The 25372-nt window shown below is 45.2% G+C and carries 17 protein-coding genes, 2 tRNA genes and 1 CRISPR repeat array; of the genes, 15 read left to right on the top strand and 4 right to left on the bottom strand.

Translation table 11 applies throughout. The annotated features are described in order from the left end of the window. Positions 1–124: 124 nt before the first annotated feature. Positions 125–212 (bottom strand) — tRNA-Leu (locus SYN_RS02825). A 96-nt stretch (positions 213–308) separates the two neighbouring features. Here SYN_RS02825 and SYN_RS02830 point away from each other — a divergent pair. The 14 genes from SYN_RS02830 (at position 309) to cas2 (SYN_RS02895) (ending at position 21045) form a co-directional block, all read left to right on the top strand. Beyond that, positions 309–384, top strand: a tRNA-Ala gene (locus tag SYN_RS02830). 716 nt (positions 385–1100) lie between these two features. Continuing rightward, positions 1101–2051 (top strand): CRISPR system precrRNA processing endoribonuclease RAMP protein Cas6, encoded by a 951-nt coding sequence (gene cas6 / locus SYN_RS02835; RefSeq protein ID WP_041584658.1) that lies wholly within the window; start codon positions 1101–1103, stop codon positions 2049–2051. Then, entirely contained in the window at positions 2048–3181 is a 1134-nt protein-coding gene (csm6, locus tag SYN_RS02840) for a CRISPR-associated ring nuclease Csm6 (protein WP_011416505.1), read from the top strand. Before cas6 ends, csm6 begins: the two co-directional genes overlap by 4 nt. Positions 3182–3400: 219 nt before the next feature. Then, positions 3401–4270: a type III-B CRISPR module RAMP protein Cmr1 gene (cmr1, locus tag SYN_RS02845; protein WP_011416506.1), complete on the top strand. Its 870-nt coding sequence runs from the start codon at positions 3401–3403 to the stop codon at positions 4268–4270. A 17-nt stretch (positions 4271–4287) separates the two neighbouring features. Beyond that, entirely contained in the window at positions 4288–6996 is a 2709-nt protein-coding gene (cas10, locus tag SYN_RS02850) for a type III-B CRISPR-associated protein Cas10/Cmr2 (RefSeq protein WP_011416507.1), read from the top strand. A 7-nt stretch (positions 6997–7003) separates the two neighbouring features. Then, positions 7004–7957 (top strand): type III-B CRISPR module-associated Cmr3 family protein, encoded by a 954-nt coding sequence (locus tag SYN_RS02855; RefSeq protein ID WP_041584659.1) that lies wholly within the window; start codon positions 7004–7006, stop codon positions 7955–7957. Between the two features lie 10 nt (positions 7958–7967). Beyond that, positions 7968–8870, top strand: a complete 903-nt coding sequence (cmr4, locus tag SYN_RS02860) for a type III-B CRISPR module RAMP protein Cmr4 (RefSeq protein WP_148202461.1) — start codon at positions 7968–7970, stop codon at positions 8868–8870. After that, entirely contained in the window at positions 8867–9262 is a 396-nt protein-coding gene (gene cmr5 / locus SYN_RS02865) for a type III-B CRISPR module-associated protein Cmr5 (RefSeq protein ID WP_011416510.1), read from the top strand. The genes cmr4 and cmr5 overlap by 4 nt, the downstream gene beginning before the upstream one ends. Positions 9263–9275: 13 nt before the next feature. Further along, complete coding sequence (gene cmr6, locus SYN_RS15000) at positions 9276–10667, top strand: type III-B CRISPR module RAMP protein Cmr6 (RefSeq protein ID WP_011416511.1); 1392 nt, start codon at positions 9276–9278, stop codon at positions 10665–10667. Between the two features lie 44 nt (positions 10668–10711). Beyond that, the gene (locus tag SYN_RS02875) at positions 10712–11824 is read left to right on the top strand and encodes a putative CRISPR-associated protein (RefSeq protein WP_011416512.1); all 1113 of its coding nucleotides are present in this window, start codon (positions 10712–10714) and stop codon (positions 11822–11824) included. 16 nt (positions 11825–11840) lie between these two features. Continuing rightward, positions 11841–13079 (top strand): TIGR02710 family CRISPR-associated CARF protein, encoded by a 1239-nt coding sequence (locus tag SYN_RS02880; protein ID WP_011416513.1) that lies wholly within the window; start codon positions 11841–11843, stop codon positions 13077–13079. A gap of 263 nt (positions 13080–13342) precedes the next feature. Beyond that, a CRISPR array of direct repeats spans positions 13343–19157; the repeat unit is 35 nt; unit sequence GACAGAATTGACCTGATTTACGAAGGGATTGCGAC. Between the two features lie 160 nt (positions 19158–19317). Next, positions 19318–20478, top strand: coding sequence for a CRISPR-associated endonuclease Cas1 (gene cas1, locus SYN_RS15005; protein WP_011416520.1), 1161 nt, complete (start codon positions 19318–19320; stop codon positions 20476–20478). Next, positions 20475–20750, top strand: coding sequence for a CRISPR-associated endonuclease Cas2 (gene cas2 / locus SYN_RS02890; RefSeq protein ID WP_011416521.1), 276 nt, complete (start codon positions 20475–20477; stop codon positions 20748–20750). The genes cas1 and cas2 (SYN_RS02890) overlap by 4 nt, the downstream gene beginning before the upstream one ends. A gap of 16 nt (positions 20751–20766) precedes the next feature. Further along, on the top strand, positions 20767–21045 hold the full coding sequence (gene cas2 / locus SYN_RS02895) for a CRISPR-associated endonuclease Cas2 (protein ID WP_011416522.1): 279 nt from the start codon (positions 20767–20769) through the stop codon (positions 21043–21045). A 67-nt stretch (positions 21046–21112) separates the two neighbouring features. On the opposite strand, the gene SYN_RS15010 is transcribed toward cas2 (SYN_RS02895), so the two are convergent. Next, on the bottom strand, positions 21113–21721 hold the full coding sequence (locus tag SYN_RS15010) for a hypothetical protein (protein ID WP_148202462.1): 609 nt from the start codon (positions 21719–21721) through the stop codon (positions 21113–21115). 281 nt (positions 21722–22002) lie between these two features. On the opposite strand from SYN_RS15010, the gene SYN_RS02905 reads away from it, so the two are divergent. Beyond that, positions 22003–23208 carry an ISL3 family transposase gene (locus tag SYN_RS02905; protein WP_011416523.1) on the top strand — a complete coding sequence of 402 codons (1206 nt, stop codon included), beginning with the start codon at positions 22003–22005 and terminating at the stop codon, positions 23206–23208. A gap of 176 nt (positions 23209–23384) precedes the next feature. Here SYN_RS02905 and SYN_RS02910 read toward each other — a convergent pair whose 3' ends face one another. Both SYN_RS02910 and SYN_RS02915 read right to left on the bottom strand, forming a co-directional pair. Further along, positions 23385–24410: an AAA family ATPase gene (locus SYN_RS02910; protein ID WP_011416524.1), complete on the bottom strand. Its 1026-nt coding sequence runs from the start codon at positions 24408–24410 to the stop codon at positions 23385–23387. After that, a complete protein-coding gene (locus tag SYN_RS02915) occupies positions 24403–25371 on the bottom strand; it encodes a hypothetical protein (RefSeq protein WP_011416525.1) in 969 nt (322 codons plus the stop codon). Before SYN_RS02915 ends, SYN_RS02910 begins: the two co-directional genes overlap by 8 nt. Position 25372 lies beyond the last annotated feature (1 nt).

Raw genomic sequence — 25372 nt, forward strand, 5'->3', positions numbered from 1 at the left:
ATTGCGAAACGGCGCAATTCAGGGATCTTCGTGAACAATGATATTCGGATTTTGGTGGTAAAAATTTGAAGAGGAACGACAAATCCGGTGGAATCGAGTGGAGAGATGCAACATTGATCAGAAATGGTGCCGGAGGTGGGAATCGAACCCACATGACCGCAAGGATCGGGGGATTTTGAGTCCCCTGCGTCTACCAGTTTCACCACTCCGGCGTGGGTTCTGATTAGCTTAGCCTGCCGTCCTTTGTCAAGAAAAATCTATTGACAAGCAGCAAAGGCCTGTGTTAAACGTCCGTCTCCAACTTCAACGGGGTTGTAGCTCAGTTGGGAGAGCGCTTGAATGGCATTCAAGAGGTCAGGGGTTCGACTCCCCTCAGCTCCACCAGAAAAATCAGGGACTTAGGCCAGCTTGACTTAAGTCCCTTTTCTTTTACTTCTTTATTTTACCCATTCTTTACCCATTTATTCTGCGTCCCTGGAAATGAAGAAGGAGAAGGAAGTTCAAAGAGCTTCAAAAGAGGGAGGTTCCAATACAAGCCCCCGCATGGGGGGCGACAATATCGAGAATCACAAAAGCATCATTTTTACTAATCCAGATCTCTATTTCAAAGCCGCTTTAGATTTCATCCAGAAGGGCGATTTTGTATAAGAAATTTTTCCTGTTATTGAAGAGGTTTATTAAAGAGCAAGTTTATGCGATGACAATATTGCCACAGTTTCCCGCAATCACTTCCCAATGGTCTGAAGAAACAAGGAACTATAATTGTGAACAAAATCACTAGAGCAATAACAATACATAATTATTAGATTAATTGTTATCTAAAGATTAAGTTCAGGGAATGGCACATTGACTCCCTGCCGTTAATCTGGTAAAAGCATCTACAACATATATCTACAACATATTAATTTCACACATTGTTATTTACCGCCCGCCACCCAATGCTATAGAAATTTCCGGCAAATGGCTCCGAGAAGAAAAACAAGGTCAGCTCTTTCAACTTTATAGTTCATCAGCAACGTTGCCCTGCTGTTCTTTTTCCAACTCGTGTGCATAAATTCACGGTCATGGAACAGCCTATTCATATTCCGGTGAGCAGATGCATGTTGTACGGCAGATATTCATTTTTTAATAATTTTCTGGATGATGCGGTCCTTCCTTGTTATAAGGGATCAACCTTCCGTGGAGTTTTCGGTCATGCCCTTAAGAAGGTAACTTGCGCACTGAAGCGACAGGAATGTACAGGCTGCCTTCTGCAGGAAAAGTGTGTTTATGCCTTCATTTTCGAGATTCAGCCTGACGCAGATACCGTAAAACGCCGCCGCATCGCTGCCCCACCTCATCCTTATGTCATTGAACCACCCATTGAAACCCGCAACCGATACTTACAAGGAAAATCTTTCAATTTTGACTTAATTCTCTTCGGCCCCGCAAATGATTACCTGCCTTATTTTGTTTATGCCATTGAACAGATGGGGCAGTTAGGGATCGGTCAGAGAATGGGGGGGCAACGCGCCCGTTTTCTTCTTCAATCTGTTCGTGTTGCAAACTCCACCGTATATGACAGTCATAATGGCAAACTTAACAGCGGCTGTTTTACGGAAGATCTCGCACTTTTCGATGTTTTAATCTCCGATAACCCTGATCACTGCACAGAGCTTGAACTGACCCTGTTGACTCCCCTCCGTCTCAAATATGAAAATAAGTTTGAAGCCACGCTCCCTTTTCATGTCCTCATCCGCGCAGCTCTCCGTCGAACTTCATCTCTTTGCCATTACTATGGGGCAGGCGAACCATCGCTGAATTACCGAGGACTTGTACGGCGAGCCCAAACAATTACTGTCAAAGAATCTAACCTCCACTGGTTTGATTGGAAACGATACTCAAACCGGCAGGATCAGGCCATGCTCATGGGAGGATTGACCGGAAGCATCCGCTACGCAGGTTCCCTCTCCGAATTTCTCCCCCTTCTCCGTTTCTGCGAAAAGACGCATCTGGGCAAGCAGACATCCTTCGGACTGGGTAAAATCGACATTAAAGAGGTTGCACCTTGAAAAATATCCTCCTTGCCGTTACAGGTCTCTCCCCTCAGGTCCTCACAGAAACACTTTACGCGCTGCACCAACAAGGACAGATTGTTCAGTCCATTCAAGTCATCACTACGCGGCAAGGAAAGGAGAAGATCAACGCCTACTTGTTGTCACCTACTGATGGCCAGTATTACAGTTATTTGAAGGATTATGGCATCAACCCGTCATCGATTTCCTTCTGTGCAGAAAACATTCATGTCATTAAAGACAGAAACGGAATCGAAATCGATGATATCGCGGGTGAGGATGACAATGAACGCCTCTTGGAGCTTTGTCTATCCCTGACTTTCCAATTCACAAGCGATTCACAAAATACGGTTTTCTTTTCCATTGCAGGTGGACGCAAAACCATGAGTGCCTGCTTGATGACTGCGGCACACCTTTATGGACGACCTCATGATAGGGTGTATCATGTCCTTGTGTCTCCGGAATTTGAGAGCAATAGAGATTTCTTCTACCCACCCCGTGAGTCCGTTTCTATCGAACTGATGGACAGAAATGGTGAGCAATATGTCAAGGAGACCCGATTCGCTCGGATCACTCTGACTTCGGTTCCCTTTATTTCCGTTCGCAACCGAATTGAAGATGATCTCCTAAAGGAGCCTCAAGATCCGCCCACTTTGATGCTCTCCCTCATTCGAGAAGAACCACCTTCCCTGACCATCGATCTCATAACTTGTAAACTGATATTTAAGGGGCGCGAGTTGGATATGCCCCCAACTCGTCTGGCTCTCTACGCGTTTTTTGCCAGCATCAAAAAAGATTGCCTACGTACCGACACTAATTGTCGGCACTGTGCGGACTGTTACCTTAATAGCATAGCCATTGAACAACGTAACAATGAAATCGCAGAATTGTACAAAAGGATTGCCTTTTCCCGTGATTTCCACGCCATGCGGGAAGCAAGTGATGGCGGCATTCTGAATCTCGATGAAGCCAACTTCAAGTCCTATCGAAGCCGCATCCGGAGGGATCTGGAAAGGGGCTTCGGGCTCTCCGCCAGCCGGATGCTGGAGATCGCCTCGACGGGAAAGCGTCCGGACACCCGCTACGGAATTCCTTTTGAACGGGAAAGAATTCGCATGATCTTCTGAGCGGTTATTAGTGAAAGCGGCACATCAGCAACGTTGCCGTTTTTGAACGTAAGTCATTTTCGTATGAAATAAAGTGAAATACGTAAAGTTACAAAAGTAAGGAGGAAATGCCCATGGACGACACCGTCCTGAAAATCGCACTGGCAAGTTTTCATAACAAAATAAATAAGAATAGAGTTCAGACTCAAAATGTTGACAGCAAAATAACGGGAGGTCGAAATGTTTAATATCTCTCGATTCAAGGATATTGAAAGCTATGATTACAAATTCGAGGTAGTAACACCGCTTTTTCTTGGAGGTGCTGATCCACAAAATGCAGAAATACGATCTGCACCGATTAAGGGTGCTCTCAGATTCTGGTGGAGGGCACTTTATGGCAGTGATGATATAGAAGAAATGAAAACAAAAGAAAATGAAATTTGGGGCTCCACTCAATCTAAATCACAGGTTACGATCAAAGTAATATTTCAGGACATTCAGACATCAAGAGAAAAATTGGATAAGGGAAATTTTAATATTTACGAATATCTTGGCTACGGTTATCGCGTCAGCAATAACGTGCGAAGCTATTTTAAAAGTGGATCTTTCACAATTCGGCTTACATACAATAAAAATCACCACGATCAGATAGCAAATACTATTTCGTTTTTGATTTATTTCGGCGGTATTGGTGCAAAGGCGAGAAATGGATTCGGTTCCTTATACTGCTCAGATGTTCAGAAACCCTTATTTGTACAATTCAAAAAAGGACGTATCAAATCATTTACCGCACTCTCTGAGCAATCATTACTATTCGATAATTTCACTCCAAAAGAATCATGGAAAGATGCTCTTGCCGAAATTGGCAATCTTTATAAGCAAGCAAGGTTCGAACTTAAAAATCAAGGAGAAAAAAGAGAGTTACTGGCAAAACCATTCAAGCGAGACAACTCAAGGCATGCAAAACCATATTTCCTTCACGTTACAAAACTGCCTAGCGGCCAATATAAAGCTCACATTCTTTATCTGCCCTATGAGTACTACGATGAAAAGAAACGACAAGATTACTTTAGGTTATGTAATAAAGTGAACGAGATACTAAAAAAATAATTTAGTGGAGACATAAAATGACATGGCAGATACCTGATACATCCTACTGGGAAAACAAGTTTGCCGCCTACTGGCATGACCCTATCGATAAAGTCATCAGCATTCAAAACCACGAAGAAAGGGCTGCTGATTATTTGCAGATATTCGGAATCGACAGACCGAACGATGAATTCTGGCAAATGGCTGATGCCATCGCTGCCGGTTTTGAGCGGGGGCAGGTTCCCTCACATAGTACTGACGATACTAAAAATGGGGCTGTAGACTTTGCTGAGTCACCGGTTATTACGCATCCGACTACCGGGAAAAAAGGTTTGCTGAAGATTACAGGTGTGAAGATGCATATTAATGACCTTCATGCCGCCATCATGGAATTTCTGGGAAAACATATTGGAAAAGAAGCAGGAAATGGCGATTATGCAGATTGTTTTAAGGGTGATTACGCACGATTTGCCGTTGCCCGGTTTCTCTATACCCATCTCGTTTTGCGTTTTATCCTTGCTGAAAAGAACATCGGCGGACTTGGCGCACTTTGGCACCGCATCCCTGCTGATTCCCGGTTTCCCGACCATTCCATCTGGCAGCACAACGCGCTGTGTTCCGCCATCAGTTCCTGTGTTGAACTTGGCGGTAGAGCAGAAGAAGTCAGTCTCATGGTATTTTCCATTACACCGGTTCAAGGATTTATCGCTCGTGCCAGAAAGATGCGCGATTATTGGACAGGTTCTGTTCTCTTGTCCTGGCTGGCCTTTGAAGGGCTTCGCTGGGTGATGGAGAATTTGGGGGCAGACCATATCCTGTATCCTTCCTTGATAGACCAACCACTTGTAAACAATTATCTGGAAAAAGAATGGAATGTCTCAGGTCCATTCAAACCTGAAATTTGGAATAATCAGCCCAATGAAATCGCCAGCCTGCCGAATAAATTTCTATTCCTTATTCCTTTCGGCAAAGCGGATGAAATAGCTGCAGAGTTGGAAAAAGCCATTTCGGAAAAATGGGCTGCAGTTGCCGACAAGGTAGCCGCTTATCTGATTGACAGGATAAGCATGGGCAATGATGGCAGAGAACATATCCAAGAGATGTTTAAACGTCAGACTTCCGGATTCTGGGATTTCCAGTGGGCTGCGACCCGCCTTGCCGATTATACGGACAAAAAAGAATTGGAATCTCTACTCGACGAAACCCAGTGGAAAGATCAATTTGCTTACATGGAAGCAATTCAACCAATTTTAAATAAAAAAGGATATTCTTCAGAAAATACCAGCAGAGGAATTCTTTATTCCACAAGCCACAGTCTGGTGCAATCGGCCCTTGCCGCAGAGAAGTCGATAAGATCGGTAGCGCGGACAGAAGAACCGGGAGAAAAATGCCAGATGTGCAGCGAATTCGAGGTTTTGCATTCCAAGCAATGGAATGGTGAAGTTGCAGGCCATTATGCCGACCATCTTAAGGAATTTTGGAGCCAGCTTAATCCAGAGCAAAAGGACGATGTTGATTTTAAAGAGAATGAACGGCTTTGTTCCGTTTGTTTAATCAAACGTCTTGCCCCGCATATTTTGAAAAATTCAAATGACCATATTCTTTGTAACGTTTTCCGTTCCATCGACAACGTTCCTTCAACAACGGAAATGGCGCTTCATAACTATTTTCAAAGATTTGGCATTACCGATAAAAAAGACCAAAGGGTTATTGCTCAGAAACTCCACAAAGATGAAGAGCATGTCAGGGGCGAAAAGATCGATAACAGAGACAAATACTACGCTCTTCTCATGATGGATGGAGACAATATGGGGAAACTGATCAACGGGGAAACGATTGCCTCATGCTGGAAGAAGATTATGCATCCCCAAATTGCTGAACGATTAACGGGAGTCGACTTTTATCCTTTGTATCGAGACGTCTGGCAGAAGATTTACGGCAATGCCGGGTTGAATAAAAGATTGGTTACACCGGCAATTCACGCGGCCATATCGGAAGCTTTGGGCGATTTCTCCATCTATGGCGTCGCGTCCATCATAAAGGATCATGATGGACGCTTGATCTACGCGGGCGGCGACGATGTCTACGCATTTCTCCCTATCGGCTCTGCACTGCCGGCGGCACGTAAAATCAGAGATTACTACACATCCATATTTCGCTATGTAAGTATGGATCGCACATCTAAGCCGATTACAGAGAAAGAATGGATGCCCGAACGAGGAAAGCTTTCCGTAAATCTCGGCATCGGCAATGAAATATCCATATCCGCCGCCATTCTAATTTGTCACCACAAGGAAAGCCTTACCCAAATGATTGAACGGGCACATCAATTATTACAATCGCAAGCAAAGGATAAGGCTGAACGTAATGCATGCGCGATTGAACTGCGAAAACGTCACGGCGGCTCCCGTTATTTCACAAGGAAGTGGGCAGATAAAGAAACCTGGGACGCTTTCGAATTCATTGGGAAGATGACGGAAGAGAATCATCGCCAAGTTTCCCGCTCCCTTTTGTATCGTCTCGAAACCCTACGGCCCGGCATCGAAGCAATTATGATACAAGACACGAAGGCGGAGGAAAATCTGAACGCGTTCATAGCAAAACAAATCGAACGATCGGGTACTGAATCATTGGAAAATAAAGAACTCATAGCCCGTTCGATCGCCTACATCGTATGGGACAAGAACAATCATAAAAACCCTTTCAATCCAGAGGGATTGATGATTGCCGACTTTCTTGGAGGTTAGGAAGGAAATGACTGATTGGTACAGTTTCAAGCCACAAGACACGTTATATTTCCGCGGTGCGGAACCGGCAAACATGGGTGAAAGTCATGCGGCATCCATGATTTTTCCTCCACCCGCCCATACCATTGCCGGTGCTTTGCGGACTGCTACAATCATTCAAAATGATGTAGCCTTTGAAGATTATAAAAAAGGTTTGTGTTCGCAAGAGGTTACTGATGCAATCGGCAAATCAGGAGAAGACAGCCCTTTCAGCATTCTTGGTCCCTTCTTTCAATACCAAGAAAAGACATGGATTCCCTGCCCGTTTCTTTGGTTTTCTGAAAAGAAAAAGACCGCAGAAGACTCACAGTCAAGACTACGTAAGATCATGGTCAGCGCCCCTCTTCACAACAACATTATGGTGAAAACGGCCAGCGGGAAAAATCTCTTATGGGTTAAGGGGAAAAACCTTGAAAATCTCGGAAACCAATGGGTTAGTGCTGATGAATTATGCAAGGAAGCAGAAGAGAAAACGATTAGAGAAAGCAAAGATTTCTTCGTAAGCGAAACCCATACTGGAATAGCCCTTGACGTGAAGGTTAAACGGCGCACGGCGAGAGAGGGGCATCTCTATTCATTTGTCCATGCCCGCTTACATCAGGATGTTGAATTGATCTTTGGGGTTACGCGGAGACTGCCGATAAATGATTCCGGCGTCCTCAAGCTTGGGGCTGAACAGAGATTTGGTGAATACAAAAAAATAAATGATATTCATTTATCAAAAGGAACAACAAATTTTTTCATGACATTGTCCATTTTGGAGGGCAATAGAGAAACTAATCGGCATTGCATTGCCACAGGTCGTATTCGCTATCTTGGAGGTTGGGATCTGCACAAAGGGTTTCACAAACCGATGAGGGGATACTTTCCCGCAGGAACCGTATTTGACAAAAAAATCAATGAATCATGTATCCAATTATAGGAGAAACGCCATGCTGAAAAGAGGTCTTTTTTCCATCTGTACATTTTATGCCGTATCGCCCATCCATGCCGGCAGCGGGTCATCGTTCGCCGCCGTTGATTTGCCTATCCAGCGTGAACGACACACCAACTGGCCCCATATCCAGGCATCAGGAGTTAAAGGAGCCATGCGGGCGCACTACCGAGATTTCGCTGAAGATAAATCGTTGATCAATTTCCTTTTCGGATATGACAAAGACGATGATGATTATCATAAGTCCTATAATTCCAAGCGGCAGGAAAACGAACGATTTGAGGTGAAGGACAATTTTCCCGGCGCCATTTCCTTCTCCGACGCCAAATTGTTGGCCTTTCCCGTCCGGTCAAATATAGCACCTTTTGTCTGGGTCACCTGTCCCGCAGTTTTAAAAAGATTAAGTGACGATCTTTCATTTACAGGATTGGGATCAATTGATGACATACAGAACATCGATGGTGAAAATGCCCTATGCCTTGCAGGTAACATTTCGGATAAAGTGATTCTGGAAGACATGTTCGTTAATGTTGTAAACGTAAGCACTTCAAATCCCATCCCCCAAGGTTTCCCTACTTTAGATAGGCTACTGCTGGTCTCCAATGAGACATATAAATATGCTGTCGAGTCTTGTACGGAGATTCAAACGCAGATAAAAATTGATTCTGAGAAAGGAACGGCCCAAGACGGTTCACTACGCTACCAGGAATTACTTCCTGCGGATTCTGTGCTCTACACTGTCGTTTATTACAGCCGCGCTGTTTTTGATAATGCGTTACAGGCCGAAACAGTATGTAGCCATGTCCAGGATATCATCACAAAATTCATTCAGATAGGTGGCGACGAAACGCTGGGTCGTGGCATCTGCAAGCTTAATTGGATTTCCGGAGGTGGCAAATGAGAACGATGGCGCAGAAACGGGCGGAATATGCACTTGAAAAGGTGCTTGCCGTTGAGAATAAAAGGGACTTTCAATCATTTTCTGCTGGTGCTCCGGCTACGATCCTTCAGAACGGGTTCGGACAAACGCTCGCCTTTTGGTTAGCAAAAGGAACAAAAAACGGGAAAATTGAAATTACGGATAAACATATTGTGTTGTTCGATATGGTGACAGAATGGCTATCCTTCAAGAGAAAAGACGTTAATAATGAATTCATTAAAGTTGTTAAAGACAGACCTACAATAATAAAGGAATTAACGACCATGGATCAAAGACAGTATCTATCTGCCCAAAGTGAAACTTTATCCCTGCTCGAATGGATCAAGCGATTTGCCAATGCCGATTTGACATAAGGGAGGATTTATTATGGCATTCTACCCTGTTCATAAGGAATTACAGAATATTTCCCAGAGCATGCCGCAAGGAAACTTCGGCCTCTGGTATAACAAATTCATCCCGCTCAGTGATGATGCATTCAAGCCGTCCGATGATAAAGGTTCTAATGGCAAAGGAGATGAAAACAGGCCTGTGGATTATTATTTCGGACAATACAGCAAGCTGAGACTCAATGCTGCGGAAACGGCTGCAATACTTAAGCAGAAGCATGAAGACATGGATGATTTTTGCGCAAACTTCCCGCCGCAAAAATATGAGGAAATCGCCATTTGTGCGACTCTTGATTCTCCCTTGATCACAGGCATCGGCGAATCGCACCCCCACGAGGTCAGCATGGTCTTCGATCACAATATGGGCATCCCCTATATACCGGCATCAGGCGTGAAAGGAATTGTCCGCTTTGCCCATACGATTTCTTTAATCCCTGAAGCAATGAATAAGGCTGAAGTTATTGATAACGTCCGGTTTGATGATGAAGCAGATTGGACATCTGTTCCGCACATGTTCGGCACCCAAAAAAATCGCGGAAATGTGATTTTCCTTGATGCCTATCCGGAGGATATCCCCGCCCTGCACATGGACATCATGAATCCACACTATTCACCCTATTATAGCGAAGGCAAACCTCCAGCCGACCACCACAATCCAACACCCATAAAGTTTCTTACCGTTGCCAAGGGAACTAAATTTATTTTCAGGGCTGTTGCAAAGAAAGAACAGAATCTTCCTCAAAAAATTAGAGTCGCATTTGCAGAAGCCCTTACGAAGGAAGGCGTGGGCGCAAAGATCGCCCTCGGCTATGGCCGTTTCGTAATCGATGAAGATGGTCAGAAAGTTCTTTTGAAAAAGCGCAAACAAAGGCATGAAGAAAAGAAAAGACGTCTTTCTCCTTGGCTCGACTATATTGAGCTAATCAATCAAGTTGGCGACTGGGGACAATTTAAACAAATCGTTCTTGATAATGAGAAGCTCGTTGAATACCGGAAAGAAATGGATGTGACTGAAGCCGTCAGGATTAAAGCGCTGGAGATCCGGAATAAATGGCGTAAAAGTTGGGGTGCTTCGCGTGACGAACAAATAGCGACATGGTTGCAACCAGCCGGAGTTGAATGGCCCTGCATTGTAGCAGGAATCGAAAACCCGGTTAAAGAAAAGTCAGCGGATTATGAAAAAATTATGCAACTAATTGATTGGGGTGCATACAAATCAGCCGGTATCGACCTTTCAAAATTACCCTTAGATGCCCTTCAACTTCTCAAACAAAAAATGGAAGAATGGGGATGTTATTCTAAAAAGGCAAAAGAAGATAAAAAAACAGCCTTCAAGAAAGTAAAGGATCTATTGAGACAGCATCAAAAATAAGAAGCAGAAATAACATCTGTTAAGCTTTTAAAAAGGAGCCCCCAATGCGTGACACGCTGATCTGCACCGTAGGCACCAGCCTCAAAAACAACATCGCCGGTCAACAGGAATCGCCTCTATATCCACTTCTTGCGGCACATAATGCCAAAGGCGTGGTTCTGGAGCTTTTGAAACGTTCTCCGCAGGATCGGCTTAATGGCGCGGAGATCAATTCCATTCACAGCATTATCGTGGGCAAGCATCTTAATCTATGTGAAAATCTTGTTTTCCTGGTCTCCGACACTCCCGACGGCTTCCTGACCGGACAAATCCTGAATCATTACTATACAAATCCAAGAAATGCTGATCGTTTCACCACTGTGTCAGTAAAAACCATCGAAGGACTCACGGACCAGGACGTGAAACGCTTTCGGAACGAAGGAATGCGGAATCTCGTCCGCCTCATCGGACAGGAGGCCCGAGTCCTTGGATCGAATCGTTTACTCATTAACGCAACAGGGGGATATAAGGCACAGATTTCCTTCGCAGGCATGATCGGCCAAGCTCTGGAAATCCCCGTCTGCTATCTTTTTGAGCGTTTTTCCGAAGTAATCCAATTACCGCCCCAGCCCGTTGCTCTTGACCTTTCTTTCTGGCTTGAACACGTGGATATTTTTTTTGATCTCGAGGAAGGAATCGAATCTGATCAACCCTTTTCATCGCCGGATGAGCGGTTCGCGACGATAGTGGACGATACGAACGTCGATAACCGCTGGCTTACCTTTCTTTCTCCTACCGGCCAACTCTATCACGAAACCTTCCGCTATCATTTTGCCCACAGTGCTAAATCTCTTCTGCCGCCCGATTCAGGTCTTCCCCTGGAGAAAAAGAAAATCCGTTATGAGGACGACAATAAAGGAAAGCACAAAGGATTACGTAACTTCCTTGATAAACTTAAAAATTATCCTTATGTGAAAGAGATCTATACTTATTATTATAACCCGAACCTCAATGAACCTGTCCGATTTCGCAAATCGGCCAAGGGTAAAACCGGACAGATTGAAGGAATATACAGCAACGTTGGGGCAACAACAAAGTTCGATCTCATCACCACTGCTCAGAACAGCAGACAACTTCAGGCCTGCATCGCCGATTTGAACGACGGCCTGACATCATAATTAACGGAGTATTTCCATGACACGACTCATTATCATGTCCATCGGTGGTTCCCCCGAACCTCTCAGGAAAAGTATTGCCGAGCATCAGCCGGAACGGATCATTTTCTTTGCATCACATGATTCAATAACGAAAGCGGGAGAAGTCCTTGAACAGGTCAATCCGAAGCCAAAGTGCGAATGGGAGATCACGGAAGACCCGAATTCCCTGTTTGAATGTTATAAAACGGCTAGGTGTTGTGTTGAACGCGCGATGCATGCGGGATTTAGTCCTGAAGAAACAATAGTTGATTATACGGGCGGCACCAAGGTTATGACGGCGGCGCTGATCCTTGCAACCGTTGGCTGCCCTTACCGTTTTAATTACGTCGGCGGCGAAACTCGGACAAAATCGGGCTTGGGTGTTGTGGAAAACGGCTGTGAGCAGATGTATTCTTCCATGAGCCCTTGGTTGATCTTTGCCGAGGAGGAACGCCGCCAGGTTATTCTCCTCTTTAACCGTGGCCGCTATTCCTCGGTCGGTGAGATCATACGCATGGCCTTGACCCGGAAACTTCCTGGCGAGATTACCGACTACTTCAAATTTGTCAAGTATTTTGCTGAAGGATTCCTTTTCTGGGATCAGTTCAACCATAAAAGGGCTGCAGATTGTCTTTCAAAGGGTATTAAAAATTTAACGGAATATTTGGAAAGACATGACCATTCCCAGTGGAATTCTTTCACTGAAGATGTCCGTCACTGCTTTGACATTTTAAACGATCTTCTTCTGAAGACGAATAACCTGAAAAAATTCCATACCGTTTTGATTGACGACCTTCTCAACAACGCCCGTCGTCGTATCGCCGCCGGCTGTTTCGATGATGCCGCGGCTCGCATATATCGTTCTCTGGAACTTTACGGGCAGCTCACTTTTGAAAAAGTAACAGGCTGTTCAACCAGCAATGTCCCACGAAACAAAATTCCGGAAACCATCCGGGAAGTGTATGTCCAGAAACATACAGACTCTCAAAGTGGTGTTATCAAACTCCCTCTGCAAGCAACCTTTGAATTTCTCCATACAGCGGATATTGATGTAGGACATCGTTTTTTCCAAATAATCGATGAGATCAAAAAAATTCAAAGCAACCGTAATGAATCCATCCTTGCCCATGGAATAAAACCGGTTACAGAAAATGCTGTTGAAACAATTTTTCAGACGGTGTCCAATTTCACGGAATTCAAAAACGCCTATAATTTTCCCAAATTGCCACAATCGTGACAAAAAAGAAACGGGATTGCCCATTTTCCGCGAACCCCGATTATCAAACAGAGGGAACATACAATCATTTGATATTCTTAGTATTATATAAATACTTATTCTTTAGGTTTGCAGGTTTGGAAATTATTCAATGAAATCGGATAAATCGATTTAAGAAATGGAGTCTGCAGTATGGAGAAATCGATGTTTTTTGGGTTTGTGGATACAGGTTCGCGATTATGGTACCTGGAATCCTTGTATTTTCTCCAAAATCGAAGGCCGCGGACAGAATTGACCTGATTTACGAAGGGATTGCGACAAAGCATAGCGTCTGCTCCTTAATACGTTTACATTATAACGACAGAATTGACCTGATTTACGAAGGGATTGCGACGCCGCTGCCATTCCTGCAAACATCAAAACCATTGCCAGACAGAATTGACCTGATTTACGAAGGGATTGCGACTTGAACATTAATCCCGCTCCATCTGAATTGTTTTCAAAACAGACAGAATTGACCTGATTTACGAAGGGATTGCGACTGATACACACCTCTGCAATTATCACACGTGAAATAATTGGACAGAATTGACCTGATTTACGAAGGGATTGCGACCTGAGCAAAGCCTTACATTCTGTCCGGGTAATACGGGACAGAATTGACCTGATTTACGAAGGGATTGCGACACAGTTACGATCAACGGTATTCCAACAGCAATCAAAACAGGACAGAATTGACCTGATTTACGAAGGGATTGCGACCGTAAATCCTGATTCCCGCTATCTCCCTCACACCCATCTTGACAGAATTGACCTGATTTACGAAGGGATTGCGACATACCGCTACAATGGTCGCATGTAAAGTAACCGTTATCGGACAGAATTGACCTGATTTACGAAGGGATTGCGACGGTAAATCTCCACTCATAAAATTGGAGGAACTTCTATTGGACAGAATTGACCTGATTTACGAAGGGATTGCGACCTTAATACATCCATTTTAACCTCCTAATCGCTGTTATTTGACAGAATTGACCTGATTTACGAAGGGATTGCGACGCCTTTATGGTTTGTTATTTGGTTGCCTTGGTTGCCTTGACAGAATTGACCTGATTTACGAAGGGATTGCGACTTTGCATTGCATCCACCATACGCCCCATTGCTTGCAACGACAGAATTGACCTGATTTACGAAGGGATTGCGACTGTGAACTGTGCCAGACTGAAACAAAATTCGATACTTGCGACAGAATTGACCTGATTTACGAAGGGATTGCGACTGCCTTTGCAGGCGCTACATCTACAGGGTTAACCATTGCGACAGAATTGACCTGATTTACGAAGGGATTGCGACCAGCAAATTGGCGTTGTGATATTGAATTTTCATGTAACCATGACAGAATTGACCTGATTTACGAAGGGATTGCGACTCCTCTGCCGTGTTGACAATATAAATCCGGTCATCAAAATGACAGAATTGACCTGATTTACGAAGGGATTGCGACTATGGCTTGTAATTTTGGAAATGGTCGTTGATGAGTTGGAAGACAGAATTGACCTGATTTACGAAGGGATTGCGACGACCAATCGACAATAGGCTTTTCGATCCAGGGAGCGATGAGACAGAATTGACCTGATTTACGAAGGGATTGCGACATCATACACGTCCTCACAATATGTGTATATCCTCTCTTTGACAGAATTGACCTGATTTACGAAGGGATTGCGACAAGACTCAAGATCAAAAATATATCCTCTGCTCCTTGGTGACAGAATTGACCTGATTTACGAAGGGATTGCGACCATATTTCCTCCTATCGATACCGATCCGTTACATCCTCGACAGAATTGACCTGATTTACGAAGGGATTGCGACTTTTCTTGTATCCATTTATTCGGCCCATCTTCTTTATCTTGACAGAATTGACCTGATTTACGAAGGGATTGCGACTCCACATTCCAGTTCAAAAATCACTTCCCCATCCCATCGACGACAGAATTGACCTGATTTACGAAGGGATTGCGACGAATCGGTATAGTCTCATGTGCCATAGCTCTATACCTGACAGAATTGACCTGATTTACGAAGGGATTGCGACCGCGAGATAGGATATTCAGGAACTCGGAATGATTGCCCGACAGAATTGACCTGATTTACGAAGGGATTGCGACCGCGAGATAGGATATTCAGGAACTCGGAATGATTGCCCGACAGAATTGACCTGATTTACGAAGGGATTGCGACTCAGGGATAACCCTTAGAATCCTCCTTTCTTTAGTGAAAGACAGAATTGACCTGATTTACGAAGGGATTGCGACGAACGCATACGAAACACGAACTGGCTGGCAGGCTGATCAAGACAGAATTGACCTGATTTACGAAGGGATTGCGACCTCAATACCGAGTTCGTTCAATACCCGCACGGAGTTCATCAGACAGAATTGACCTGATTTACGAAGGGATTGCGACTATCTATCTGCTTTTCAAATATTCTTTCCCAATTCGTTGACAGAATTGACCTGATTTACGAAGGGATTGCGACCCTGCATTGACTCGTTTCAATAGGCCGAGGCTCTTGTCCTGACAGAATTGACCTGATTTACGAAGGGATTGCGACCTTTTCTCCTTTTCTTCTTTTTCTTTTTCGTCTATTTCCGACAGAATTGACCTGATTTACGAAGGGATTGCGACATGATAACCGTGAATAGCATTATCATTATCGTCATTATCGACAGAATTGACCTGATTTACGAAGGGATTGCGACATGATAACCGTGAATAGCATTATCATTATCGTCATTATCGACAGAATTGACCTGATTTACGAAGGGATTGCGACTAAAGATGAAATCATGGAATACATCGGCGGAGTTTCGGGACAGAATTGACCTGATTTACGAAGGGATTGCGACCATCAGCCATAAGGTTGATATCATCCTGAGTACACTCCGACAGAATTGACCTGATTTACGAAGGGATTGCGACCAATTTTGATAAATCCATTCTATTAAATTCTTTTCGTGACAGAATTGACCTGATTTACGAAGGGATTGCGACGGAGGGGCGACCGGCGAATTGTACCGGGAAGACAGCAGACAGAATTGACCTGATTTACGAAGGGATTGCGACTACATTTTAGCACGTTAAAAATGTCGTGGTAAAAAAAAGACAGAATTGACCTGATTTACGAAGGGATTGCGACCTAACACCCCGGCCTCAATATGTTTTGTAAATGTGCTTTTGACAGAATTGACCTGATTTACGAAGGGATTGCGACTCCCCGAAGCCGGAAATTAATTTCATTTTCTTTACAACATTGACAGAATTGACCTGATTTACGAAGGGATTGCGACTCGTAATGCCTATTCCCAACGGCCTCCAAAGGTGCGACAGAATTGACCTGATTTACGAAGGGATTGCGACTAAAACTTCCCGACTTCAATGTTCATCATTCCCCCTCGACAGAATTGACCTGATTTACGAAGGGATTGCGACGTGCTGTCCGACGCGCAGATCGTAGTCATATACCCAGACAGAATTGACCTGATTTACGAAGGGATTGCGACAGCATTAAAGTTTTCCCCGAACCAGTGGCAGAAACCGCCACGACAGAATTGACCTGATTTACGAAGGGATTGCGACGGTAATTCCCGGCAATAATATTCATTGCCCTGAGCGCATGACAGAATTGACCTGATTTACGAAGGGATTGCGACTTTGCGGCTCTTTCGTTCTCCTGTTTCTTTTCACCTGACAGAATTGACCTGATTTACGAAGGGATTGCGACAATACCTGGGTATCGCCTTTATCGAAACGCTTCAGTATTGACAGAATTGACCTGATTTACGAAGGGATTGCGACATGCGCTCCTGATTGCGTTCAATTTGTTCAAGGCGTTCGTGACAGAATTGACCTGATTTACGAAGGGATTGCGACAGGGGCAATTCTGGGGATGCACTTTCGAGGTTGCCCAGACAGAATTGACCTGATTTACGAAGGGATTGCGACTTAATGTCTGCGCATTCAACATGCAAGTTTGGGAACCATCGACAGAATTGACCTGATTTACGAAGGGATTGCGACCTGGTTTGCAAGGGCTTTGTAGTTTTTCATGATCGCCTCCGACAGAATTGACCTGATTTACGAAGGGATTGCGACCAAAAACAGCAACCGTGCTTTTCCTTTTGCTTCTCATAGGACAGAATTGACCTGATTTACGAAGGGATTGCGACCCACAAAATCGTGTTCATCAACATGATCCTTGTGATTTGACAGAATTGACCTGATTTACGAAGGGATTGCGACGCCGCATCGCTCACAGCGATATCCGGCTTCTTTCAATGCGACAGAATTGACCTGATTTACGAAGGGATTGCGACTCATAGGTTGTACTGATAGGTTTGTTCAGTGCTTGCATTGCGACAGAATTGACCTGATTTACGAAGGGATTGCGACGATTGATCCCATTTGACCGTTTTCGGTATTGTGATAACCAGACAGAATTGACCTGATTTACGAAGGGATTGCGACTTTCTTCCCTCCCCCTGCTTTTGCGGGTGACTGCGTTTTGACAGAATTGACCTGATTTACGAAGGGATTGCGACATGCCAGTGTATCAGCATCCAAAGTATCCCTCACCCTGACCGACAGAATTGACCTGATTTACGAAGGGATTGCGACCCACGCCCATGATTTTTATCATGTTTTTTGCGTCTCTGAGACAGAATTGACCTGATTTACGAAGGGATTGCGACTCTTAAGGATCGTGTTATAGTAATCAGCCGGGTTGTCGTGGACAGAATTGACCTGATTTACGAAGGGATTGCGACAATGGATTCCCAGAGAAAAAGCGAAATCTTTCCTCGGGACAGAATTGACCTGATTTACGAAGGGATTGCGACGTCTCAACATGGCGTTAAACTCTGACGTTAGCATGGTTAGACAGAATTGACCTGATTTACGAAGGGATTGCGACCGCAGTCATTCTCTAATCTATCGTTTTCTTCCCTTAATCGGACAGAATTGACCTGATTTACGAAGGGATTGCGACCGCAGTCATTCTCTAATCTATCGTTTTCTTCCCTTAATCGGACAGAATTGACCTGATTTACGAAGGGATTGCGACCGCAGTCATTCTCTAATCTATCGTTTTCTTCCCTTAATCGGACAGAATTGACCTGATTTACGAAGGGATTGCGACCAGCTTGTTCGGCTGCTTGTTCGGACAAGTATTTCTTTTTCGACAGAATTGACCTGATTTACGAAGGGATTGCGACGCTCTTTCCCGTGCGTATTGGTTGTGTCTGCGTCCTTTGGACAGAATTGACCTGATTTACGAAGGGATTGCGACGCGTGATCGTGACTTCTCCTTTGGATAGCTTGGTAAGCAAGACAGAATTGACCTGATTTACGAAGGGATTGCGACAACTCAGAGATAACTTCATTGATTGCTTCATTATTCGTAATCGACAGAATTGACCTGATTTACGAAGGGATTGCGACACGCGGCATGTGAACATTAAGGGGCAGTTCCAGGGTCATCTGACAGAATTGACCTGATTTACGAAGGGATTGCGACGAACCCATTAATAAGTTTAAAAAGCTGCCTTGCCCTCTCTGACAGAATTGACCTGATTTACGAAGGGATTGCGACCGCAGAGAGGCTGTTAATTTAAAAAGGCTGTTGATAATTGACAGAATTGACCTGATTTACGAAGGGATTGCGACTCAGTAATCCGGGGCTGGGGAATGTGACTTGCCTCCGCCCGACAGAATTGACCTGATTTACGAAGGGATTGCGACGGTTTCATCCTGTCCTCCGTTATCGGTATTGATCGGTTACGTGACAGAATTGACCTGATTTACGAAGGGATTGCGACACTAAATTCCGTCCACGTGTAAGCAGATTTTTAGGAATAGACAGAATTGACCTGATTTACGAAGGGATTGCGACCAACGTATCCGCTGTGCTCATTCATCCAGGCGATGACTGACAGAATTGACCTGATTTACGAAGGGATTGCGACCAACGTATCCGCTGTGCTCATTCATCCAGGCGATGACTGACAGAATTGACCTGATTTACGAAGGGATTGCGACTATATAGAGCTCACCATCGAGCTCGATATCTCGTAGGCCCGACGGAATTGGCCTGATTTACAAAATTAACGTGGAATTCCGGCGGCAACGTTGCCGATTTTGTTTCCCTCGGATTGCCATGGGATAATGCCTTTAAATTCGAAAATGGAGGCGACTTCCCATGGTGGTTTACGTCCGGACCCAGGGCGCGAGAATTATCAAGGAGGGACGGCATCTGCTCGTCAGGAAAGGCGATGCCGTTTACCATACCCTCTTCACCTACAAGCTCGATCAGCTCGTTATTTTCGGTAATGTGGAGATCACGCACCAGGCATTGGCTCAGCTGATGCGCTATGGCATTGACGTCGTTTTTCTGAGTTTCAGAGGCCGATACCTGGGGCGAATATCGCCGCCGGAATCGAAGAATGTCTTTCTTCATAAACGGCAATACAGTCTTCTGGGCAACGAAACCTTCACCCTTCGACAGGTTCGGGCCATCGTCGCCGGAAAGCTCGCCAACATGGCCACCCTTCTCATGCGCATCAAAAGAAGCCGCAATGTATCCCTGGCGAGTCAGAAAGCTCACGAGATCCAGAGTCTCATCCGTCTCCTCTTCCAAGCGGAAAGCGTAGATAGCCTTCGGGGCTACGAGGGACGGGGTAGTGCCCTGTACTTTGAGGCGTTCGGCCGGGGTTTCATTGAAAATCAGGGGTTCTTCCGCCGAGTCCGGAGACCTCCCACAGACCCCGTCAATTCCGTTCTTTCTCTTCTTTACACGTTTTTGATGAATCGCGTGTACGCGGCGGTGCGTGTTGCCGGTCTGGACCCCTACCCCGGATTCCTGCACGCCCTGGATTACGGCCGATACTCCCTAGTCCTTGATTTAATGGAGGAATTCCGGACCATCATCGCCGATACCCTGACTTTATCACTTTTTAATCTGAAAATCCTGAAACGAGAGGACTTTTATTTTGAGGAACCCGTCAGAGAGGAAGATTTTGTTCAAGATCCGGGGGAAAGAATAGCCGATGTAAGCAGAGACCCGATCGGTCTTATCGCTAACGGTCATGGCGATTCGGAACTTCTGGATCTTCCGGAACAGCGGATGGCCGGTGAAATGCCCGTTGAAGATCTGTCGACCGGCAAGTATCCGGTCAAGTTACGCGATGCGGCCTTCAAAAGGGTCATCGAAGCCTTCGAACAGAAGCTTACCACGTCTTTTCACTATCCTCCTGCGGAAAGGCAGCTCACTTACGGAGAAGCACTCATTTTTCAGGCAGGTCATTGTCGCAGGGTTATTGAAGGTGAGGCGGATGTTTATCAACCGGTGTTGCTGAAATGATTGTACTGATTACCTACGACATCACCGAACCGAAGCGGCTGACCGCCCTGCACCATTTCCTGAAGGAATTCGGCCTGAACACCCAGAAATCTGTCTTTGAATGCGACATCGACGAAGCGGGTATTCGTAAAATCCGTGCTTATTGCCGGAACAACCTCAATATCGCCAAAGATTCAGTCAGAATTTACAAGATATGCAGCCGCTGCATCAATAAGGTCGTCCTATCCGGTCTTGGTTTGAAGGTAACCCAGCTTGAATACACCGTGATCTGAATCCGAAGTAAATACCATGAATATGATTGTTGCTTATGACATTGCGGACCCGAAGCGCATCGCACTGGTGGCGCGAATCCTGAAAGATTATGGGGTTCGCGTGCAGAAGTCGATTTTCGAAGTTGATGTGAACGGCGGGGTTTTCGCCGTCATGAAGGAGCGAGTTGAACAGGTGATCATCCCGGCGGAAGACGGCGTCAAATATTTTCCCCTCTGCCGTAAATGCATAGGGATGGTTGAAATCATTGGCCAGGGTTTTTACACCAACCCCGACGAGGAATATTACATTTACTGATCAAGACTTTAACGCGGCCCTTTTGTCACGCTTCTTCTTACCCATGAGAAAATCTCCATATACCGAATTAATGACATCTCACATTGATTCCCAGCATCTTAACAATGAGCTCAGCTGAAAGATAACCTGCGAATTTCTCTTCCGTCAACAATCTATCAAATGTCTTTTGGTGCATTCCTTTTGGTTTAAATAATATCGGAGAAACAAGGTCGTCAGCAGCCCCTAGACGTGTCCTAATTTTCCTTTGCCTTCTCAGAATTCGGTCAACTACTCCTTCCTGTTGGCTGCTATAAGTTAGTCCATAGCAATGTCTGCAAAGAAAGAGCTTGCCAGCACCATAAAGAACAGCCACTCTTTTCCCGCAGTTTGGGCACAAGAACCAAGGCCGGGTTCCACCGTAATTGCAGACAGTCCAGTCAAGAATAATTTTTTGTTCCACAGACTCCCAATCGCCCCCACGGAATCGGTGCTGATAGCTTAATATCATGTGGTCTGCTTCCATCCTGTAGCCGATGGAACCGGTTTGTTCACCCCTAAATGACCATGATAATGAACCTACAGATCCAGGCTGTAAGTATCCGTGTTTCTTCAACCATCTGATGTCAATCCGGTGTTGACTTTCAGTGGTTTTTTTCTTCGGGTAACTACTTCCTTTGCCGGAACCCCATCCACCCATACAGCACCTCAGATTTTATTCGAAATCATTAACCAAAATAACGTTCTATTTGTATAAAATAAGCTGTAACTATCTGTAACTATTGTTATTGCTGTCAATTTGATGTGTAGTTTTTTTTGTGTCTTTTTCTGCATTCTTTATCTCTTGAATTACGAATTAACTGGCCTTTGATTTCTGGTTCATCCGGTTAATGAGTACCTTGGTATTGCATAAAATCACATGGACATGGCAAGAGCCCTGTTGTTTGAGACCAATCGAACAACAAAAGGAGGCTCCAGACCATGTCCACATCGGTTCTTTATCATGCTTTCAATCTGAAGGGTATTACTTATAGAGCAACACGCTTCACGGGTGACGTCATCGAATATTTTGCAGATGTGAAAGAAGAATACATTCGCTGTCCAAAGTGCGGGCAGCGTAAATTTACCTTTAAAGGACAGAAAACACGGAGTTTTCATCTGGGACCTATGGGGCGTAAGAGGTGTTTCCTTGTACTTTCCCTTCATCGAATAAAATGCAACACTTGCGACACCCTTTGGTGGCCCGATCTGCCTTTTATGGTGGGGAAGCATAGATTTGCCCGATCCTTTGCTCTGATTGTTCTGGATCTGCTTCGATTCGGCACGATTCGCTGGGTTGCCGATTACCTCGGCGTGGGTTGGGATATGATCAAAGAGATTCATAAGTTGAAATTGCAGCGCCTCTATCGGAACATTCCTCTTCATAAAGTTCGGTATATTGGCATTGATGAATTCAGCATCCGGAAAGGCCATGAGTACATGACCACGGTGATGGATCTCTCCGAAGGACGAATCCTTTACGCCACTGAGGGAAAGGGCAAGGAGGGGATTTTACCCTTCCTGAAAAAACTTGCACGCAAGGGGAAAAAACTGCGAGCGGTTGCAATGGACATGGGAATTTCCTTCTTCTCCGCCGTCCGGGAAGCCCTTCCCAATATCGATGTCGTCTTCGACCGTTACCATATTATGGCTCTGATGAATCAAGGCATCGAAAACTTGCGCAGAAATCATCAGAAAGAACTTGATGATATCGGGAAGCAAACCCTCAAGGGAAACCGCTTCCTCCTTTTGCGAAATTATGATTCCCTGAAGCCGGACCATAAGGAACGTCTCGATGCCCTGATGCAGGCCAATCAGCCTCTATTCGTCATGCATTCCATGAAAGAGCAACTCAGACTCTTCTGGGAAATACCGGAGTACGCCCAGGCTGTTACCTTCCTTGACACCTGGTGTAAGGACGCCATGCTGTCCGGAATCAAAGAACTCGTCAAAGTAGCCAAAACGCTCTCCGGATACAGGACTGCGATACTCAATTATTTCAAACATCACATTACAAATGCCGCCCTTGAGGGCACAAACAACAAAATTAAAACTTTAAAAAGGCAGGCCTATGGATTCCGGGATATGGAATACTTCAAACTCCGCCTCTATCACCTGCATGCTCAGAGGTACTCATTAACCGGATGAACCTGATTTCTTAGGTTTTTGCTTTCCTCTTTTTCTCTTCTTTTCCGGTATCCTGTCCAGTTTACCGTTTTACCCCCTATAAAGGGGGGGTAAAACCGGCAAACCCAAACCAACAGGTTGGCAGGCCGGTTTCCCGGGAGTATTCCGGTCAAGGTAGACAAACCGGCAAACCCCGTTTATTCAATATAATACAGCTTCTCATTGTTCGAACCAGGTTTGACATTTAAGGCTTTTCTAACCTCCAGAGCGCGGATCATATTGATAACCTGATTTCTTCCTATCCCGGTAAGCTTCATGACATCGTCTTTTAGCTTCGTTTGATTGATTAATGCGTTGCTGGATACAGTTTCGATAATGGCCTTTTCAAGAACCGTCTCTGATGAATTCTCCCCCTCTGCTGATACAAAACCCGCTGTTTCGAGTTCATCTGTTCCGGGCTTATGTTCATATCGCCATTCAGCAGCGAATGGCCGCACCTCTGTGTCGCGAGTTTTTGTAGAATGAACTGTGATTATGTCGCTGTCAAACTCGCGTTCGACTAACAAGGCCAGATCTAAGGATGCTTCGATACTGGAGTGTCCTCGAAGTGTTTCGCCGGTTCGCGCGGTTTGGGTTTGTTTACTCTTTTTTCTTTGATGGTGAATTATTACGACAGCCGCGTCAGTCCGCTCCGCCAGTAATCGTAGGTTCCCCATGACTTTCACCATGGCGTCACTGTTTTCATCTGCTCCTGGACTAATCAGGCCTAGGTTATCAATGAAAAGTAGTTTGATCCCTCTTGAGATCATGCGGTTAACCATGGCCTCAGTATCGCCGGTATCACCAGCGTTAAACATTGGTGTTGGCATTGAGATGTAAAAAAAGGGGGTTCCTTCATTTAGTCCCAAGTGACGCGCCAAAGCCTCGAAGCGTTCGTCTGTTCGGCGTTTTCCGTTGTCCATATCCAGCCACATGGTCGGAAACGCCTTTACCTTCCTGCCAAGCCAGGGCAGCCCCCCAGCCACATGGAGCGCCGCACTGCCTAGAAGCATTGATTTCAAGGTGCCCGGCGCTCCGAAGACGATTGTCAAACTTGGAAGAGTAAACAGTCCAGTAATGGCGTATTGCAACGGTGGCCTTGGTTTGAAAGCATCAGCCAAAGTCCGGAATTCCCATGTATCTAACTGAGCGTCAATTCCAGCGAAAAAGTCATTTTCAGGCATTCATGCACCTCCTTCCTGTTGGGGACAACCAAAGGAGGCGTTGCATTTTTCCTGATTCCTGTCGAATTACTCCAGGCAACCTTGACAGCCTTGCCGGATTCTTGCAGGCCCGATCTACCCCGAGCGGGACAAGCCGTTCATCGTAAAGGCGTTGTTTAATGTGTCGATTCCAGTCATCGGCCGTTCGAATTTCCAAAGATGAAACATCAATCAACCCATGGATGCTTTTACCGCCTGTATCTATCAGGGCTCGGACAGGTAAATTGATCGCCATCCAGAAGCGGATTTGATCATCATGGGAAAGATCGTCAAACTCGACGAGAGCATGGCGGAATAACTTTATATTCTGATCACCACGGTATGTTTCACCCTCATTGGTATTCTTAAGTCGGGGAATTCCGTCAAGAGGGTTAATGATGAAGAAAGGGCCAGCCGTTCCGCCGTGCTTAAAGAAGAAAATCCAATTGGCAACTGTGCGGATATTCGTATCCAGGATGCCTGGCTCTGTCCGATCCCCGATAAAAACAAGATCATCCGAATGAAAAACAGTTTTTAGAAAGTGAATTGCATCTTCAATCGATGGCTCCCAGGACAAGCGGTAAGGGGACGCATCCCAAAGATCAGCTTCATCACAGGAAACTGCCTTTTTGAGAATACGCTTGAGTGCCTCTTTGCCATGTTTAACAACTGGGTCCGGTTTCTTCTTGAAAGTTTTTGATTGCTTGCCAGCATCTTGCAGGGCTCTGTTGATTGCCTCCTGAATCTCTCTATCACAGACCTTTCGTCGGCCAGGTGGGATGGACTGCCGTATCTCATCGAAAATCACTTGAGGTTCTATGCCAGCCATTATTCCTACGTTTGCCACACCAAGCAGAGACACATGACACCCGCCTCCGCCGGGTTCTGGGATTTGAGATAGCCTTTGATTGTAACGTTTGATTAAAGGATTGTCAGTATTCATC

It is taken from the genome of Syntrophus aciditrophicus SB (genome assembly GCF_000013405.1).
Lineage (GTDB): Bacteria > Desulfobacterota > Syntrophia > Syntrophales > Syntrophaceae > Syntrophus > Syntrophus aciditrophicus.